This window comes from Endoryza foliicola (assembly GCF_050589245.1).
Classification (GTDB): Bacteria; Bacteroidota; Bacteroidia; order Chitinophagales; family Chitinophagaceae; genus Endoryza; species Endoryza foliicola.
In genome coordinates this window covers 305,689-326,134 of record NZ_JBOBEW010000004.1, presented here as the reverse complement: position 1 = coordinate 326,134, position 20,446 = coordinate 305,689, and the positions used below count along the sequence as shown (strand labels likewise).

The following is a 20,446-nucleotide window of genomic DNA, read 5'->3' as shown; positions in this document are numbered from 1 at the left end:
AAATACATCATGAGAAAATTTTACATAATTCTCGTTTCCACTTTACTATTTGCATCGAAAATAACTGCACAAGAAAAAGGCGTCTCTTATCAACTTGCAACAGAAAGAGTTTCGAGCATTGCAAATCCACACTACACTTTACATTTTACCATTCCACCAATTACTTCTGAACCAATACATGCAACGGAAGTCATTTCATTTGATTTGAAAAAGCCGGTAAAAGAAATCGTCATTGATTTCAATACGGTTGCCGCAAATTTAAAATCGGTAACCCTCAACGGACAAAAAGCCAACTACCAATTCAAGAACGAACACATCATCGTAAGCGCTCCTTCTTTCAAAACAAAAGGCAATGAAATAGGGATTGAATTTATAGCAGCAGGGAATTCATTGAAACGGGAAGCCACGGAGTTTGTGTATTGTTTGTTTGTGCCGGCAAAAGCACGTGATGTATTTCCTTGTTTCGACCAGCCCAATTTAAAAGCATCGGTAACATTGAAGTTAACGGTTTCAAAAGAATGGAAAGCGGTAAGCAATGGAAGCATAATCGACTCTACTGTAAATGGAGATTGGCTTACTTGGTCGTTCAAAAAAACGGCTCCTTTGAGTACCTATCAGTTTTCGTTCGCGGCGGGGAAGATGAATCGATATTCCGAAACAAGAGAAGGAAAGACGATCAACTTCTATTATGTTGAAAACAATAAGAAGAAATTAGACACCAGCTTAACCGCTGCTGTCGATATCAATTTCAAGGCATTGGCATTCGATGCGAAATACCTGAACAGTTACTACCCTTATGAAAAATTCGATTTTGTAGAAATCCCACGATTTAGCATTGGAGGAATGGAACATCCAGGGGCGGTTTTCTATAATGGCAATTCTTTGTTCATGGATCAAACCAATGATACCCGAATTTATTCTAGGAATGCGCTGATTGGACATGAAGTGAGTCATATGTGGTTCGGCGATTGGGTGACCATGAAATGGTTCAATGAAGTGTGGTTGAAAGAAGTGTTTGCCAGTTATATTGGCGATAAGTTTGCATCTAGTTTAACGCCTGTAACCGATTTCAATAAGAAATTCCTGTTGGCCAATTTTGCAGGCGCTTACTCAGTTGATCGCTTTCCCAGTTCGGAGCCTATTTACAGAACCCTACCGAATTTGAATCAAGCCGGATTGGTATACGGTCCACTTACATACAACAAAGCCCCCATCATGATGCATCAATTGGAATTGTTGATTGGGGAAGAAGCATTTCAAAAAGGGGTTCAGGATTACATCAAAAAATATCAGGGTGGCAATGCAGATGTATTCGACTTACTGAATGAATTTCAAAAGTATACCAAGGCGAATTTGAAAGAGTGGAGTACGATATGGTTGCGTAATCCGGGCCGCCCTATCATTGATGCCCAATTGGAAACGCATCAAGGCAAAATATCAAAATTGGTTCTTACACAGAAAGGAGAATTCAATCCTACACTGAAATGGACACAATATTTTGAAGTACTATTGGTATACAAAGACAGTATTTCGAAGATCCCGGTTCGTATAAAGGACTATCAAATGGAACTAAGTGAATTGAAAGGAAGAACAGCTCCTGAATTCATTGTATACAATTCGAGTGGCGAGGGTTATGGTGTGTTCCCGAATTCAGCAAATAGTATACAAGATCCATTGTTCAAGAAACTGCCGGTTGAAACGAGAGCGTTATTGGTGATCAATGCCTACGAACAAGCACTGTTGAAAACTCCAGCAATTAAGTATCAAAACGGAATGGGGCCTTTGCAATTCCTCAAGCAGTTAAGTGTGTTGATCAGAGATGAAAAAGACCAACAACTATTAGATCGTGAGTTGAGAATAATGGAAGGCATTTACTGGAGGCTTTTGAAAAAAGAGACCAGATCAACTGTTGCTGCATCGCTCGAAAATTCATTGTTAGAAGCGATGAAAGAACACAGTAAAATAAATAGAACTGCGATATTCAAATCTTACTTGAGAATGGCAAGCAGCGCTGCTGCTATTGATAGCATGTATCACTATTGGCAAACTAGAACCGTTCCGGCAGAAGTAACTATGAGTGCTGACGATTGGAACTGGGTTGCACAAGAGTTGGCTTTGAGAAACTATAAAGGACCTGAAATATTGAAACAACAGTTAGACAGTATCACCAATCCGAATATTCGCAAAACCTTTGCAATGGCGATGATTGCTTTATCGGAAAATCAAGCAACCAGAGATAGTTTATTCAATAGTTTCTTAAAACCCGAGGGACGAAAAAATGAATCAGATGTGGCTACTGCCCTGCGGTTCTTAACGCATCCTTTACGACAAGAAGAAAGCAGAAAGTATATTCCGGAGGCACTAAAGGTTTTGCCAGATATACTAACAACGAATGACTTGTTCTTCGCGCCTACTTGGTTGAGTGCTTTGCTTGACAATTATCAAGATGACGAAACAGTGAAACTTTTAAAGGACTATTTTAGCAAGCCGCATCCTGATGTTCCGGATTTATTGATGAAGAAAGTGAAGCAAACAGCAGATTGGGTTGTGAGGGCGAATGAGGTGAGGGAGTAGTTAGAAGTTATAAGTTTTTAGTTGTTGAGTTTTTAAGTTTTATGCGGCTTCGCTGAGAACTGTATTCACCGCGAAGACCGCCAAGACCGCAGAGATCTCGCAAAGCGGCTTTTATTCATCACCAATATTTTCACCACAGATTCATCAGATTAAAACAGATTCTCACAGATTAGCCTCCGAATTTCAATTTACCTCACTGCGATCAGGATTTACAGGATGGATAGTCTGCCTCTTCCCTCTTCCCTCTTCCCTCCTCCCTCTTCTTTTTTGTATTTCCTCGTTCCTCGTCTCCTGTTTTCCTCGCTCCTGTGCTCCGGGCTGTTCAATTATTAATTATTCATTCTTAATTATTAATTCCACTCACCATTTCTACTTCCTTCTTATACAACCCATTTTCCGGATGCGGGTTTTCGTTGAGAATGTATACAATGGCGGTGTTGCTATTATAAGGATACCATCCTTTAACAAGCAAGCCATTGGGATTGTAGCTCGTTAAAAAATTAACCCAGCTTTGATTCACCACTTCCTGCACTTTGTAGTCTACCTCTCTCCATTTCCGTTTCCAAAGATGAAGATTGTGAAAGGCGAAAGGCACTTCAGAGGTGTGGAAAGCTCCGTAGTCGGGGAAATTTTCCAAAGGTGCAGGCACATGGGTGTATTCATACACATACACGGGCGCGCGATTATACTTCGCCCAATTAATAGATGGAGCACCGGCAAATCCCATTAAGGTCCATTTTTGTTGAGAGGCGGTAGCTTGTGAATCCGTTTCAGCAGGGAAGAGTTGCAAGAACTCGGCTGCTTTGTCGCCGAATTGCGTTTCTACATTCTTCTTAAAATCACTTGCTTTCACCAATTGATTTCCAAAAAGCGCCCCATCTCCGGTAACCCATCCTGTTAGTACAGGAACATCTTGGTGTTCATGCTTTTCGAATGCTTCTTTAATATTTTTCGGAAGTACATAACCATCTAAGTTGGGCGAGAATCGTCCGGTTAATTTCAATACTTCGTCTGAACTCAATTTTCGCAAATCGGCTATAGAAGTTAATTTTGCTTTTTCTTGAATTTGAGTGCCTTCTTTTTCGGCTGTCTTTAAATCGGCAATAAAGCGACTTCCCAACAATCCACCACTTTGCGCGATGGCTTTTTGGAACAATGTTTTTGTTAAGGGAGAAGCAACCAAAGCACTTACACTCATAGAGCCTGCAGATTGGCCTGCAATGGCTACGTTATTGATATCGCCACCAAACTTTGCAATATTCGCACGCACCCATTTCAAGGCAGCAATTTGATCCATGATGCCGTAATTTCCGGAAACACCATTCGGTGATTCTTTGCTCAACTCAGGATGCGCCATGAATCCGAAAATGCCAACTCTATAATTGATGCTCACTACTACAATTCCTCTTTTCGCCATTTCCATCCCATCGTACACAGAACAAGCTGCAGAACCTGATACAAAACCGCCGCCGTAGATCCAAACCAATACCGGTCTTTTTTCTTTGGGTGATTTCGCACCGGTCCAAATATTCAAATACAAACAATCTTCGCTTAAGGGTTCGGGTGGTGCAATGAATTCTTCAGTCCAGCAGGCAAAGGGAATAGGCTTCGATTGATAAGGACTCGCAGAAAACTTAGTTGCTTTGAGCACACCTTTCCAAGGTTTCACGGGCTGAGGGGCTTTCCAGCGCAGATCCCCTACAGGAGGTGCTGCAAATGGAATCCCTTTGTACACTGTTATTCCGTTTTGCTTTACCCCTTGCACCATTCCCCCGGTTCCTTTTACGGGTTGCGCAACAACGGTCAGACCTAAAAACATCAAAAGCGCAGTAATCAGTACTGCGCTTTTATTATTTGATTGTATTTTGAAAAATGAATGATTTGTGTTCATTATGGCAAAATTGAATTGAATACATAGTTACCTGATCCTATGGAAACTTTCAAATATTTTCCTTCCATTCCTAAAACTGAAAGACCATTTAAATCTTTCAAAGGTGCACCGTTCTGTAGAACATCAGTAGCGGCTGAAGCGGGGATGTAAATGGTTGCAGTGGTATTTACCGGAATAGATACATTGAGGGTCACTTGTTTACCGCTAACGGTCCATTCACTGGAAGCTTTGCCATAGGGTGTCTCCAAATTCGCCGCCACTTGAGTAAGCCCTCCACCGATCAATGGTTTAACGATTATTTTCTTATAACCAGGCGCAGAAGGATCGGTATCTAAACCGGCTACTACACGGTACATCCAATCGCCAATTGCGCCGTAAGCATAGTGATTGAAGGAGTTCATGGAAGCGGGTTCGAACGTACCATCGGTACGTATGCCATTCCAACGTTCCCAAATAGTAGTAGCACCCATTTTCACCGGATACAACCATGAGGGATAGGATTCTTGTAATAATAGCTTAAAGGCTGTTTCAGTTTTTCCGAAACGACTCAACACATGACAGAGATAAGGTGTTCCTAAGAATCCTGTGGTTAAATGATCGCCATATCTTTTCACATTCTGTTCTAAGCGATCCGCTGCCTCGGCACGCATTGATTCCGGCAACATATCAAAATTCAAGGCCAGAACATAGGCTGTTTGGGTAGAAGAAACCAAGCGTCCATTGGGAGTAACATATTCCTTCATGAATGCAGCCTTGATTCTACCGAGCAAATTGGTATAATAGTTTAGATCACCCGCTTTGCCTAAAACTTTTGCTGCATTGATCATCAATTGTGTTGAATGAGCATAGAAACACTGTGCGATCAGGTATTTATCGGTAACTGCAGAGGAACCGTCGTTATCATCGAAGGGACGATAAAACAACCAATCGCCAAAATGGAAACCAACATTCCACAAATCGTTCTTGCTGTTCTTCTCCATAAAACTCACCCAAGCTTTCATGCTGGCATATTGATCTTCGAGAATACGCACATCGCCGAAAGCGAGGTATTGATTCCAAGGAATGATGGTAGCTACATCAGCCCAACCGGTACTTCCACTGGCGCCAGGTCCTAATACATTGGGAACAACAAAAGGTACGGAACCATTAGGAAGTTGATCGGCTGCTACATCTTTCAACCATTTCGAGAAGAAATTCTTCACGTCGAAATTGAACATAGCAGTGCGAGAGAAGGCCTGCGCATCGCCGGTCCAACCTAAACGTTCATCGCGTTGCGGACAATCGGTAGGTACATCAAGGAAGTTCCCTCTTTGTCCCCATTGAATATTGTGTTGTAGTTGATTGAGTAATTTATTGCTGGTGCTGAAAGTGCCGGTACGCGCCATATCGGAATACAAAGCAATTGCAGTTGTAGTTGTAGGCATAGGGCCTTCCACTTGAATGTAACGGAAACCAAAGAAGGTGAAATGTGGTTCAAAAATCTCTTCTCCATCACCTTTTAGGATATAGGTAGCTGTTGCTTTCGCAGCTCTTAAATTTTCCGTATAAAAATTTCCCTCTTTGTCCAATACTTCGGCGTGTTTGATGCGAACGGTGTCGCCGGCTTTTCCTTTTACAACAATGCGCACCCAGCCTACCAGGTTCTGACCAAAATCCATTACTCGTTCTCCTTTCGGAGTGGTAAAGGATTTAATGGGTTGAAACTGTTCGTGCTTTCTGATGGGCTCATTATAGGTTGCAATTAAGGGGTCTTTGTAAGAAGCTGTAGTAACTGGGGTCCAAGACTGATCATTGAAAGAAGCAGTGGCCCAGCCGGTTTGTTCCAATCGAGCGTCGATGGTTTCACCGTGATAAATTTCACCCATGATAACCGCTCCGGATGATAATTTCCAAGAGTTATCTGAAAGAATATAATCTACACTTCCGTCCACATATTCTACTTGTATTTGGCAGATCAGTCCTACTTTCTTACCATAAACATCTCTATTGTTTTCCCAAGCCAAATAAGAGCGATACCAACCGTTGCCAATCATGGCGCCAATAGCATTGCCACCGGTTTGAAGCAAAGAAGTAACATCGTATTGTTGGTATTGAAGGCGTTTGTTGTAGGAAGTCCAACCCGGAGTTAGGTAAGCATCTCCTACTCTTTTACCATTGATAAAGGCTTCATAGATACCGTGAGCGGTGATGAAGGCGGTTGCCTTTTTTACCGGTTTATTGAGTGAGAAGTTCTTTCTAAAATATTGAGGCGCTCTTTTAGTGGAATCGAGAAAGGGTGCTTCGATCCAAGAGGCTTTCCAATCGGATGCAGAGAGCAAGGCCATTTGAAAGCTGGCCGGCTTAGAGAACGCGCCCGGTTTACCGGATTGATCCCATACGCGTACTTGCCAAGTATAGGAAGCTGCAGATTGCAGTGCTGTACCATTATAAGGAATAAGAATGGACTGATCGGAATTTACTTTTCCCGTTGCCCAAACGGTTTCTTTTCCTTTCATCACTTTGATTTCATAGGCCGATTGGGCACTATTGTTCTGTTTAGAACTCAGCTGCCAACTCAATTGGGGCTTTTGAACATCAATGCCGAGTGGATTGGTAAGGTTTTCAATTTTTAAATTAACCGCTGAAAGCTGCGCGAAGGAGGCAAAGGCAAAAGAAAGAAACAGTGTGAAAAGAGAGAGACGTTTCATATGACAAACATTTTGAATAGAAAACTATACAGGAAAGTTACGGAAAAAAGGGGGAAGGCTGTCATGGGCTGTCGGGGGGAGGGAGCTTTGATTGATTGACAAAGCTTCTATTTAGTGTAAATTCCCAATAGATCAAGTTTTGAGTTATTGAGTTTTTTGTTTCTAAGTTTTGTGCAGCTGCGCTGCTTGGAATTCACAAAGGGGAAGAAGTTAAAAAAGTAGCGCAAAGGGATTGTCCCGCTAAAGTTCTTTTTTGACCACAGAAAGCACAGATTTTTAATACAAATTATCAGAGATTAACCGCTAGATTGCGCTTACTTGACTCAAGCGTTAATATACAAGGCTGCATACGGTCAAAAAATAGCAAAAACTACTTTGCGACTTCTTTGCGCAGTTCCTGAGCGAACCGAAGGATCTGCCGAAGGACTCAGCGCTCTCTGCGGTGAACTCCCAAGCAACTATCCTAAACCAAAAACATAAGCACTTAGCATAATAGCAGAAAGGATCGGAATTACAAGTTCAACGATCTCTATTACCTTTCCTGTTAAATTGCTTTTCGCTTATCTTTGCCCGCCTATGAGCGAAGCGATTCAGAAGAAAACGGCACTTGTTTTTCACCCCAATAAATTGTCAGAAGATCAGACCATTTTTGAGCTGCTGTTCATCTCAAAAAAAGGAAACATTCCCAGTTTTGAAAAAGATCACCTCTCTGAACCTATCATCGATCATAGTTTTCCCAAATTGCCCGATGAGCTTCGTAAACTGCTGAAACAAGCAACCCAAAAACAACTGAACCGCCGAAACGATGCCATCAAAATGAGCTATAAAATTGGCTCCGGTAAACAAGATTTCGACAGCTATAAAAAACAACAGATCCTTAAAGCCTGGCACGAGTTCTTCCTAAAACTTAAACCGTATTTTACGAGCTTTAACTGGTATCACTATATCTGGACCGCACAGAAAAATGCCGTGCTTCAAGCCTGCACCCTGAGCGATGCCCGTCCGGAACTTCAATTTGAATGGGAACTGAAACAAGAAGGCCCTAGCCTGCATACCCTCGTTTCACTGAATGGTGTTACAGCACCCTTGTCCGATTTTTCAGTGCAAGAGTTCTTTCTCTGCAAAGACAAAACCTACTACATTCTCACTCTGAAAGATGCTTTGTACTTGCAAAAATTGAGCAAGGCAGGAGCCATCGTTTCCTGGGAAGATGAACTACTCCAAGAACTTCAAGAACATTATACCATTCGAAAAACAGGCATTGAAGCTACCCAGAAGGAAATACTATTGCCGGTCAATCGTATGATGTTGCAAGAAATAAGTAATTCTTTCTTACTACTTACTCCACAATGGTTGTACGATGGATTTGTAGTAGAACGCGACAGTCCTGATCCGGTGGAATTCCTCGATCGAGGGCAACCTGTTCAAATCAAACGCAACAAAGAATTGGAACAAGCATTCATAGAATTAATTGAAGGACTACATCCTAATTTCGCGAAACAGATGAATGGCAGGTACTACCTCTCTTTCGCTGATGCACAGAAAAAAGGTTGGTTCCTCAAAACTTGGACCTTCTTACTGGAGCAGCAAATTGAAATTGTGGGAATGGATCTGCTCAAACATTTCCGTTATGCTTCTGAATTACCCGTAACTCAAATGGATCTGGTTCGGGAAGATGCGGGCAGCTTGACCTATAAAATGTCGATACGTTTTGGAAAAGAAACGGTTGGATTGGCAGCATTGCAAAAAATGCTATGGGCAGGTCAACATGCAGTGGTCCTAAACAATGGAAGTTTTGGTGCATTGCCTATTGAATGGTTGGCTTATTATGGCCCTATCATCAAACACGGTAAAGTACAAAAAGATGAATTGACCATAGCGAGATGGATGGGTATCGCCCACCAACCTGATAACAAAGAAGGTATCAATTTAAGTTTGAGCTTCAATCAAGATTGGTGGCAAAAGTGGAAGCAGTGGCAAACAAGTAACGAATCGCTTTTCAATATCAATCCACTCTTGAATGCTACGTTAAGACCCTACCAGCAAAAAGGATCGGATTGGATGCTATTATTAGAAGAAGCAGGGGCCGGCGCTTGCTTGGCCGATGATATGGGTTTGGGTAAAACCTTGCAAACCATTTCAGCACTGTGCCATATCATTCACCGCAATCCGGGCAGCAAGCATTTGATCATTGCCCCCATGGGACTAATGTACAACTGGATGCAGGAACTGAAAAAGTTTGCACCTGAAATTGCCTTTGACTTATACTATGGCTCCAATCGCTCGGCCACTGCGCTTGAGCAATCGGAAGCTTCGATATTTATTACCAGCTATGGCACCTTAAGAACCGATGCTCAACAGTTGGCTTCCGTCGGATTTCACACAGTGGTGGTGGATGAAAGTCACCAGGTTAAAAACCCAACGGCTTTGGTTACACGCGCACTCATGCAGGTTCCTTGTAAATTCAGAATTGCGTTGAGCGGTACTCCCATCTTGAACAACACCTTCGATTTGTATTCTCAACTTGAATTTTTATTGCCGGGTCTTTTTGGTAATAGAGAATTCTTTAAGCGTGAATATGCAGATCCCATCGACCGTTGGCAGGATACCGAAAAAATACAAGCCTTAAAACTACTCACTGCACCCTTCATCTTGAGAAGAACGAAAGAGCAAGTGGCTAAAGATCTACCCGATAAAACCGAATCGGTAATTTGGTGTGAAATGGAATCGGCCCAACGTATTGTTTATGAAGAAATCCGATCTTCCGTAGAAGCGGATATTTGGAGTGATATCAAAACGAAGGGTATGAATCAAGCGAAGATGAGTATTCTCGCCGGCTTAACAAAACTGCGACAAATCTGCAACTCTCCTGCCCTTCTAAAAGACGAAGAAAATTCGGTTTCTGATTCTATCAAAACAGACTTGCTGATAGAAGAACTAACTCAATTGAAAGGAAAAAGTAAATCGCTCGTGTTCTCTCAGTACACCAGCATGCTTGATCTATTAGAACCCGCACTCGAAAAGGCTGAATTGAAATTTTATCGCATAGATGGAACAGTGAGTGGTGCTAAACGACAAGAAATCGTAAATCAGTTTCAGGCTGAAGACGATGCCACCGGTATATTATTGATTAGTTTGAAGGCCGGTAATGCTGGATTGAACCTAACAGCCGCCGAATATGTATTCTTATTCGACCCCTGGTGGAACACGGCCGTGGAACAACAAGCTATTGACCGAACGCATCGTATCGGACAAACGAAAAAAGTATTTGCGTACAAAATGATTTGTAAAGATAGTATTGAAGAGAAAATTCTACAGTTGCAAGGAAAGAAACAAAAACTATCGGAAGACTTGATTGGAGAAGAGAATGGGTTTGTGAAGAATTTGAGTGAGGAAGAGATACGGTTTTTGTTTTCGAGATAGGAATCAGTTTCTGCGCAGCTGTGCTGCCTGATATATTCACCGCAACGATCGCGAAGACCGCAGAGAAGTCGCAAAGGAGAAAAAGTTTAAAAAGAAGCGCAAAGCGTTTGTCCTTATAAAGTTTTTTCGACCACAGAACACACAAATTACAACAGATTCCCACAGATTAGCCTCCGAATTCAAATCAGCCTGACTGCCGGCTGATAAACATTTAGTTGTTTTTTCTTTTCACCGCGGCGGCGCAGCGAACGCAGCGTTTTCGCAGCGCTGGCAGTGTCGCTGCCTTTCCTCGTCTCCTCTTATCCTCGTTCCTGCTTCGCTGCTGTTCCATTATTAATTACTACTTCTTAATTACTAATTCTCCTCACCACATACTCCCCAATCTTCTTCCCTTGCTCCACTCCTGCATCTACCGCATCACGGTAGTGGATGCCGCCATAAATGCGAGATACGGATGCTTCTTGGGCAGCTGCGCGAAATGACTTGAAATTGCGTGCAGGTAATTCAAACATCATTTCTGAATCATCTGTAAAAGAGAAATTATCACCAAAGATATAAGTCAACACTTCCGCTGAAGCAGAGGAGATCACACTGTGCCCACTTGTATATTCAGGGAATGGAGGTGTTTGCAATAATGGCTCCCATTTGGGGTCAATGTTTTTGATGATAAAGGTTTCAGGACGAACACGATTCGAACGGTACTTCTCATCCCAACAGCTAATAAAAGCATCACGCAAGGTAGCAGCTACCATGAAATGCGCAAACACTGTTTTATCGAAATTTGCTTTTACCTTATTACATGCAATACCGGTTATATTGATCCAATGGGTACCGGGACTAAATTTCTTGAATCCCAACATCATATGTCCCGACGTTGCAATGGCAAAAGGATTGCAATCCCAAAAAGCAGCAATAGCAGCATGTTCTTCAGTCATCGGCTTGGTGAGTTGGTATACTTCTTTCGCCATTTCAAAGAATTTACTAGTTGTGTCTTTACTGAAAGGCGTTGGAGGAACCGGCTTGTATTGTTGAGCCGAGTCTAAGAACAAGGTGCGTATGGTTCTCCAATTGGGTTCCACGGCTTCCATATAGGCGGGCGGAGTTGGATACCAGTATTGATCGCCTTTTACAGGTGTATATCTTCTAAGTGTACTTAGTTTGAAGTAGCCGTCGCCCCGCGACCAAACCACAACTTGTTTTGCCAAATCTTTCGCTACTTCTATCGAAGTTTTTACTGTTTCTTGGTTCAATCCCGATTTCTTCAAAGCCTGTTCATATGCGGCAATGTCTTCTTCCAAACTAAATCCGGAAGGCAATAACAAACGGCCTGATTCCAAGATGCAATAAACAGCAGCAACTTCGTAGTCGTATTTCTGTTTGGTTGCTAATACAGAAAGTGTTGGCCGATTCGTTAATAGTTGCTCTAGGGGTTTATAAGACTTATTTTTAACTGTTACCAAATGATAGGCACCCATCAAACTATACGAATAAAAGCGACTCGCGGCAGGAGGATTCACCACATCGTGCATCATTACTTTAGAGATCGCTAAAGTAGCTTGTTGAACTGTCAACGGATTTCCTTTCTTTTGAGCTTCTGCTGAAACACCCATTGAAAGCAAGGCTATGATTACTAAAACTCTCATACTTATTTCACTTGATAGAATTGAATTGGATGGTCTGCTACTGCCACCACCCAATATTGATTTCCTTTTACATTTATCTGAATAACGGATTTCACATCTCCTCTAATCGACAAGCCGGAAACTATTTGGGGCACATAGCTGAATCCGCTTTTACCATCTCCTTTCAACAAACAACCATAATTGGCATCAATGGCTCCAATCTTAAGTCGATTGTCTGTTTTATTCCCCAAAAGCAAGATATCCTTATTACCATCTTTATCAAAATCATCCACCACTATTTCCGTAATAATGGAAAATTGAGCCTGCATGGGCAGGGGTACTGCAGTGTACTTACCTTCAATCTTTTTAAACAGAGTTGATTGAGTAGAAGTGATTTCCCATTTATTAGCAGCTTTTAGCTCAGCATCGGTAAACATCGAATGAATGGTAGCATCGGCATAGTTCTTATAACTTGAGAATTTTCTTCTCATGGGAAAGATCTGATCATTCAATTCATCTCTACTCACATAAGGATAACTCACCCCTTGAATGTAGAAATTCAGAATTGGATCTACAGAGCCGTTGTTGTCAAAATCACCATAATACATTTCCGCCGGTTCTTTATCGCTTGCTTTAATTTGCGAGTTGTTACCAAGGTTTCCTGCAATAATCTCTACCTCCCCATCTTTATCCAGATCTGCTATTTCAAAATTGAACCAGAATCCTTTTGGTTGATCTTTAAAATAGTCTTGTGTTTTGTTATCAAAGCCTTTACCGGTATTTATGAATACGGTAATAGGCAAGTATTCACCCGATAAAACAAGATCTAATTTTCCATCTTTATTGAAATCGAACCATTTGGCATTAGTGATCATTCCAATATTATTAAACGCCGCATCTACAATGGTGAAATTCCCTTTTCCATCATTGTTCAACAAATAGGAACGAGGTACGCGTGGATACTGACCAGGAATAACGCGACCGCCTACAAAAAAATCAATATCACCATCACCATCATAATCGCCGGGTACTACGCAAGACTTACTACTTTCTTGCATAATGGGTAACTTACCGAGTGTGAATCCACCTTTCCCATCGTTGATATACAATTCATCTTGCAGGTTCGGTGTTCCGGGTTCTACCACCGAGTAACCGCCTTTGGCGATATATATATCTTGAAAACCATCGCCGTTTACATCTGCAAAAGCAGCAGCGCTGGTAATTGAAACATTCTCATCGCCAAGATTTAAGTCGTCGCGCATTCTAAACCCGCCACCCGGTGTCTGTTGGTAAATGGTTCCAACTCTATTCTTATCGCCGCTAATGAACAAATCTTCCAATCCATCTTTGTTTACATCTCCTTTTGCAAGCACCGGCCCTACTTTTGAATACATAAAGAGCATGAGCGCTTGTCGCTTGAAGTCATTCTCAATAAAATCTTCATGCGGATACAAAATCAGAGGGTTCTTCTTTTCAAAAATTCCCGGTTTAAGCGCTGCAGTAGTAGAAGTAGTTGTAAGATTCGGATTGTATTCAATAAGATAAGGTTTGTTGGGTTCGAAATCTTTCAACGTTCTTTTTTGATTGTTGGGCCAGATCACCACAACGGAATCAATTTTATCGTTTGCCCCCAACCCAAAATGCAGATTCAAAGAGGTTGCAGATAAATAACCTCTGTTAGGATTTACTTCCTGGTATTGCAATCCCTTCTTCGTATATACATATAATTTTGTTCCAACACCGAAACTATTTTTACCCGTATATTTTACGGAAAATGTAATGGCGTTGGCATTGGTTCTCGTGTTTTCGTATATGAGGGCTTCACCATTTAAATTATTGGCCACTAAATCGAGGTCACCGTCTTTATCTAAATCAGCGTACACGGCTCCATTGGAATGCCCCATTTGTGTAATGCCCCAATCGGTTTTCTTATTGGTGAAACTGAGGTCCCCGTTGTTTTTATAGATATAATTAGACAAATACGTAACCGGCATGGCCTTGATCAAATCCATGAGCAGTACCGGTTGACGATCCATGGCCTTTTTTATTTTAAAATCGCCCCAGTAGCGTAAAAAATCTTTATTCGTATAATCACGGAAATAACCGTTTGTGATAAAAAGATCTTTGTAGCCATCATCATCAAAATCGGCGAAAAGAGGACACCAACTCCAATCGGTATTGGAAACTCCGGCAAGCTGTGCAATTTCGCTGAAGCTGCCATCTCCGTTGTTCAAATGAAGCATGTTGCGCATGTATTGTTTGTGCAGGTCTTGCGACTGCATTAACGAGAAGGCTTCGTAGTTTTCTTGGAGTTGTAAAAGTTTTTGACGACGATTGTCTTCCGGCAACATATCAAGCGTGTAGATATCAGGGTAGCCATCGTTGTTAAAATCGGCAATGTCTACTCCCATAGAAAAATGAGAGAGATGACGCAGATAGTCTTTTGATTTCTCAGTGAATGTGCCGTTTTTGTTATTGATGTAGATATAATCTTGTTCGTTGTAATCGTTGGTTACATAAATATCTTGCCAGCCATCTAAATTGATATCAGATATTGCAATACCTAACCCGAATGTGCTGGGAAATTGATTGATTCCTGCTTTGGCAGATACATCTTCAAATTTGTTATTGTTGTTACGGTAAAGTCTATCGCCGGCCAAAGTATCGGCTTCTGTTCTGTATTTGGCCAATTCCATATTGTCGATCTTCTTCGTACTGTGATTCAGTAAGAACATATCCAAATCACCATCATTATCATAATCGAAGAAGCTGGCTTGCGTACTGTAGTTGATAGCATCCAATCCGTATTCGGCGGCTTTCTCTTCGAACTGAAGATTTCCTTTATTGATGAAAAGTTGATTTCTTCTTAAGTCATCGGAAAGTTTACCGGAGTAACAGATATAGATATCGAGAAGACCATCGCCGTTTACATCTGCCATGGTAACGCCTGTTTTCCACGAGCCGGGCTTACCGGCAAGTAAGGGATGAGCAGCTTTTGTAATGTCTTTGAACTGCATGTTTCCCAAATTCAAATAGAGTTTGTTTTCACCCATGTTTGCGGTGAAGAAGAGGTCTTCCCATCCATCGTTGTTGATATCGCCTACGGCTACACCACCTCCATTATAGAAGTATTCATATGCAAGAACATTTAGGTTCTCCGTTTCATTAATATCATTGCGAAAACTGATACCCGTTTTAGCAGAAGGGAGCAATTTAAAGAGTGGGTTTTGCGCAAATGTTTTGAAACTAGCAAGCATTGCGAAACTCAGCACCAGAGCAGAAAAACACCTCTGTATCATAGCAAATAAATTGTTTCACAAAATACGATTTAATTAATAATTAATAATTAACAATTAATAATGAAACAGCCGGAATACAGGATGGGAGGAGATGAGGAGCGAGGATGAGGGGAAACGAAGAACGAGAAGAGAGGAAGCAACGTTGCGGTAAAACCGGAGGCCCAATTATTAATTATTAATTTTATAATTATTAATTAAAAAAGGACCGTCTTAAAAAAGACAGTCCTTTTTTCATTTAATAATTAGCCATATTTATTGATCCCACCAAACTTTAGAAGTCCAGTTGTCACCACCGCTTAAGCTAGCAACACCTGTTGCATAGTTAGCAGAGTTGAGGCTTGATTCTGAGCTTGGGTATGGTTGTCTTCTTGGAATTTGACCATTCGAGAAGTTACCAGAGTAATTAACAGCCGTTAAAGAAGGGTAACCAGAGCGTTTCCAGTTATTCCAGCTTTCAAGGAAGTTCATTACGCTACCTGTAGCAGCCCAGAGTTGTTCATTGATTTGTTTCAATGAAGCAGCAGTAGAAGAAGTGTTAAGAGGGTTAGCTGCAGCAAAAGTAGTAGCAGTACCACTGCTAACGCTAGTTGCGGCAGTTGTGTAAGCAGAGAACATTGTTAACGCACCAGTCAAACCATTTGCATAGTGTGCAGATGCAGTTCCGCCAACATTGAAACCTCTAACAGCAGCTTCAGCCAATAAGAACTCTGTTTCAGCATATGTAAGAACGAAATAAGGATTATCTCTGTTTCTGTACATAGCAGTTGGACGAGAGTACTTACCAATTGGAGTTAAATCAGAGCCTGAACCAGTACCACCGGGGTAACCGGCAGATGTAGTAATATCAGTGGGTCCACCATTCATATCATAACCATTGGGTAAACCACGTTGATTTGCGATGGTATTGTCACCGGTCAATGTCAGGTCTTGGTTAGCAGTTAAACCAGCAGGAGGTACTTCAGCGATAACGGCCAAACGAGGGTCGTTAGTAGCTTTCAGTAAATCGATGAAGGTTTTGCTCCAACGAACTTGATAGAAATCGGCAGGAACGTTGAAAGGCTGAGCGGTATTGCTTCCGAAACCGGTAGCATTTTGAGCATACAACAATGCATTGTCTGCATTGCTAGCAAAAGTACCACCAGCAGCAGCTTTTTCAGCATAGGTTTTAGCTGTAGCAGCATCACCTTTAGCCAAACGCATCGCCAATTTCAACATTAAAGAATAACCGAATTTTTTCCATTTTGCAACGTCGCCCTTGTAAGTAAAGGCATCGTTTGTAGGACCTGCTTTAGAAGTAGACAAAGCGCTAACTGCAGCATCTAATTCGCTGAGCATTGATTTGTAAACATCTAATTGTTTGTCATACTTAGGAGTAGTGATTCCGTCAGATTTAGCTTTCAAAGCTTCTGTGTAAGGGATATCACCATAGATATCGGTAACAGCAGACAAGCTTAAAACTTTCATGATCTGCGCAGCGGCAGCCAAGTTAGAAAGTTCAGGCTTGCTTGCCACCAATTGTTGAATTTCGTATGCATAACTAGCAGCACCGTAGTTGATGCTCCAAGTACGCTGAGCGTAGTCGAAAGTGTTACCACTTTGAACGTATTTATCAGCGTTTGAATAATAGTTAGCAGCGCCTGTGGTTGTAGATGCCAATACCTGAGCCCACATACTTTGGAAGAGAACAGGACCATTGTATCCACTGATACCTGTGCAATAGTTGTATTGCAAAGAGGGCAACAACAGGTTTGCATCGAAGTTCTCCGCACTCGCTTGAGACGGGTCGATGTTCACCTTGCTGATGTCTTTTGTACATCCCACCATTAAAGCGGTGCAAGCGGTGAATATATAAAGGATTCTTTTCATAAAGCTTATTTTTTGAATTTAATGTTGGCATTTAAACCAAAGCTTCTAACAGGAGGTAAGCTGGTTCCTTCGATACCTGCATAGCGAACATCCGCACGGAAGTTGCTTTCTGGATCGATGTTGTCGCTCTTCTTCATAATGATGAAGAGGTTTCTTCCCACCAACGAAAGGTTGATAGAACGAATAGCCGGAACTTTAGCAAATACTTTTTCTCCTAATGTATAGCCAATTGTTAACTGTCTGAACTTGATGAAATCACCGCTCAATACAGTAACACCAGTTACACGTTGAGCCAATGAACGATAGTAACCTTGTGCATCTGCTTTCACTGTATTGGTAGCACCAGATTCAGTTACACCAGTTGTAATACCATCACGTCCATTGAGGGTTTCTTTGTCTAAACCTCTGAACAATGAATAGTATTTAGTTGCAGACATGATTTTGTTACCATAGTTGTAGTCAATCAAGAAAGATAAAGTAACTCCTTTATAAGTGAATTCGTTGTTCAAACCACCATAGAAAGTAGGCAATACGCTACCGTATGTTTTGAAGTCGCCACGCAAAGGATAACCAGAGGCATCCACTACGATTTGACCTTTAGAATCATACTTATAGTCGTATGCTTTAATTTGAGGACCACTCATACCAGGGATGAAGAAAGTTTGAGCGTTACCCAAAGTAGCACGGTTTACACCAAGACCAATTGGATTGTTGTTCGCATCAGTGTTAACGATTTTGTTGTTAACGCTAGTTGCATTGAAGCTAACATTCCAAGTGAAGTTCTTCGTTTGAACCGGAGTACCTGTAACCAAAATTTCAATACCCTTGTTTTCAGTAGCACCAGTACCAATCACACCACTGGTATAACCAGTTGCTACGCTGTAGCTAGCAGGCATGATTTCGTTTTTGGTTTTTCTGCTGAAATAAGCGATATCGAAACCTAAACGGTTACCGAAGAATTTCAACTCAGTACCAACTTCCACCTCACTCAAAGTAAATGGCTTGAGGAACAAGTTAGGTAAGCTGTTGCTGAAGTTTCCGGTAGGAGTACCGTTGATTGCATTACCGGGAGAGTAGTAAACCGCTGTTTGATAAGCATTTGCAGGCTCACCGCTGGTAATTGCATAAGACGCTCTTAATTTACCGAAGCTCAATTGTGGAACATCCACTAACTCAGAGAAAATAAATGCTGCGTTGAAAGATGGAGTGAATACACTGTTGTTGCTTTCAGGTAAAGTAGAGTATTTATCGTAACGACCGGTAGTACCGAGTGTTAAGAAGTTCTTGTAGCTGAAATCCAAAGTGTAGTAAGCAGACTGTACTTCAGTTTTCCAGAAGCTGTAACCTCTTCCGTAGTTTACTACGTTAGAAGGAGTATACAAATAAGGAAGAACGAAAGGACCACCATTTACACTGATGTATTCACTTTGGTTTTTGCGAAGGTTCGCACCAACTACCGCATCCAATCCGATATCTTTTGTTAACTTATGAGTAGCACCTACAAAACCTTCTACGTTCAATTCGTAGGTTTGACGGTTGCTCAACTCATCCAAACCACCTTTGAAGCTGTTTGAATAAGCAGTACCCCAAGGAGTGACTTTGAATACGCGGTCGTTCAATAAGTCATAACCAACACGACCTTGTGCATACAATCAGCTAGTGAAGTTATAACGAGCAGAAACAGACGTAATGAAACGTTTTCTGCTTAAGTCGTTTTTGTATTGATTTACTACAAACCATGGGTTAGTTACGTACTCATCATCGCTCCAACGAGTTTCAACACCGGTTGTTGGGTTGTAACCCGGAGCCAAAATAGCTTGGTCGATGTTGGTAGCCAAGAACAATCCGTTGTTAGGGTTCATTGGACCATCACTCAACTGAGAACGATTTTTAGATTCTTCGTTCACGTAGTTAGCCATGATGTTGATCTTCAACTTATCGGTAACTTTTTGCTCGATGTTCAAGTTCACTGTTTTTCTATCCAAACCGCTATTACGAACAACAGAGTTGTTGTCGAGGTTTGAAAGAGATAAACGGAAAGAACCTTGGTCGCTACCTTTAGACACCGAAACGGTGTTGGTTAAAGAAGCACCTGTTCTGTAGAAACGATCCAAATTGTCTTTAACTGCAGAGTATGCATATTGCTTACCGTCGAACTGAATTACTTGAGAACCGTCGAGTTTTGCACCCCAGCTCATACGAGCCGTTTGCAAAGCTTCGTTGGCAGTAGTTGGTTTCAAACCACCTACTCCTTGACCATACTGATATTGGAAATCAGTGATGTTCCAAGATTTGTCGGCAACATAGTTAACATTGTACTCAACGTTCAAGTCGCCTTTTTTACCACTTTTAGTAGTAATCAAGATAACACCGTTTGATGCACGAGCACCGTACAATGCAGAAGCTGACTGACCTTTCAGAACGGTCATGCTCTCGATATCATCTGGGTTGATGTTTCCGATACCGTCGCCGTTATCAGAACCGCCCCACTCGCCTGAAGAACCTCTTTGAGTGTTATCGATGGGAATACCATTAATAACATACAAAGGAGAACCACCAGAGTTCATACTAGGCATACCACGCAATAAAACGCGTGCTGTTGAACCAGGACCACCACTAGATCCTTTAACGTTCAAACCGGCTACTCTACCGGCCAATGATAATGCAACGTTGGTTTCACGAGCCTTGTTCAACTGCTCACCACCAACGGTAGTAACAGAATAACCAAGTTTCTTTTGTTCTTTCGTGATACCCAAGGCTGTAACTACCACTTGATCAAGTGTAGCGGCATTTTTAGAGAGAGAAACGGTGATGTTGTTTTCACCTTCTTTTACAGAAACTTCCAATGCAGTGTAACCTACAGAAGAAATTTCGAGAACAATGTTCCCTGTGGGAACTGCTAAAGAGAATTGACCATTCGCATTTGTGGTAGTTGCGATGGACTTCCCTTTTACTTTTACTGTTGCGGATGCGATTGCAGCACCGCCTGCGTCATCGGACACGACACCTGACAGCTGTCGCGTTTGCGCTGTTGCTACGAAACTGCAGAGCAGCAACATACAAGCCGAGATAATTCTGAACATA

The 20,446-nt window shown here is 41.7% G+C and carries 9 protein-coding genes; 2 read left to right on the top strand and 7 right to left on the bottom strand.

The window, feature by feature from the left end; genetic code table 11:
- Nucleotides 1-9: 9 nt before the first annotated feature.
- Nucleotides 10-2,574 (top strand): M1 family aminopeptidase, encoded by a 2,565-nt coding sequence (locus tag ACQ2HE_RS11170; RefSeq protein WP_430899473.1) that lies wholly within the window; start codon nt 10-12, stop codon nt 2,572-2,574.
- A gap of 343 nt (nt 2,575-2,917) precedes the next feature.
- Here ACQ2HE_RS11170 and ACQ2HE_RS11165 read toward each other — a convergent pair whose 3' ends face one another.
- Together ACQ2HE_RS11165 and ACQ2HE_RS11160 are read right to left on the bottom strand one after the other, a co-directional pair.
- Nucleotides 2,918-4,465: a carboxylesterase/lipase family protein gene (locus ACQ2HE_RS11165; RefSeq protein ID WP_430899475.1), complete on the bottom strand. Its 1,548-nt coding sequence runs from the start codon at nt 4,463-4,465 to the stop codon at nt 2,918-2,920.
- A complete protein-coding gene (locus tag ACQ2HE_RS11160) occupies nt 4,465-7,152 on the bottom strand; it encodes a family 78 glycoside hydrolase catalytic domain (protein WP_430899477.1) in 2,688 nt (895 codons plus the stop codon). Before ACQ2HE_RS11160 ends, ACQ2HE_RS11165 begins: the two co-directional genes overlap by 1 nt.
- Nucleotides 7,153-7,728: 576 nt before the next feature.
- Between ACQ2HE_RS11160 and ACQ2HE_RS11155 the strand changes: the two genes are divergently transcribed.
- Nucleotides 7,729-10,575: a DEAD/DEAH box helicase gene (locus ACQ2HE_RS11155; RefSeq protein WP_430899479.1), complete on the top strand. Its 2,847-nt coding sequence runs from the start codon at nt 7,729-7,731 to the stop codon at nt 10,573-10,575.
- A 347-nt stretch (nt 10,576-10,922) separates the two neighbouring features.
- On the opposite strand, the gene ACQ2HE_RS11150 is transcribed toward ACQ2HE_RS11155, so the two are convergent.
- From ACQ2HE_RS11150 to ACQ2HE_RS11130, 5 genes are all read right to left on the bottom strand, one after another.
- On the bottom strand, nt 10,923-12,218 hold the full coding sequence (locus ACQ2HE_RS11150) for a vanadium-dependent haloperoxidase (protein ID WP_430899481.1): 1,296 nt from the start codon (nt 12,216-12,218) through the stop codon (nt 10,923-10,925).
- A 2-nt stretch (nt 12,219-12,220) separates the two neighbouring features.
- On the bottom strand, nt 12,221-15,496 hold the full coding sequence (locus ACQ2HE_RS11145; RefSeq protein WP_430899483.1) for a VCBS repeat-containing protein: 3,276 nt from the start codon (nt 15,494-15,496) through the stop codon (nt 12,221-12,223).
- 252 nt (nt 15,497-15,748) lie between these two features.
- Nucleotides 15,749-17,362, bottom strand: a complete 1,614-nt coding sequence (locus tag ACQ2HE_RS11140) for a SusD/RagB family nutrient-binding outer membrane lipoprotein (protein WP_430899485.1) — start codon at nt 17,360-17,362, stop codon at nt 15,749-15,751.
- 5 nt (nt 17,363-17,367) lie between these two features.
- Nucleotides 17,368-19,014: a SusC/RagA family TonB-linked outer membrane protein gene (locus ACQ2HE_RS11135; RefSeq protein WP_430899487.1), complete on the bottom strand. Its 1,647-nt coding sequence runs from the start codon at nt 19,012-19,014 to the stop codon at nt 17,368-17,370.
- On the bottom strand, nt 19,015-20,445 hold the full coding sequence (locus tag ACQ2HE_RS11130; RefSeq protein WP_430899489.1) for a TonB-dependent receptor plug domain-containing protein: 1,431 nt from the start codon (nt 20,443-20,445) through the stop codon (nt 19,015-19,017).
- Between the last annotated feature and the right edge of the window lies 1 nt (nt 20,446).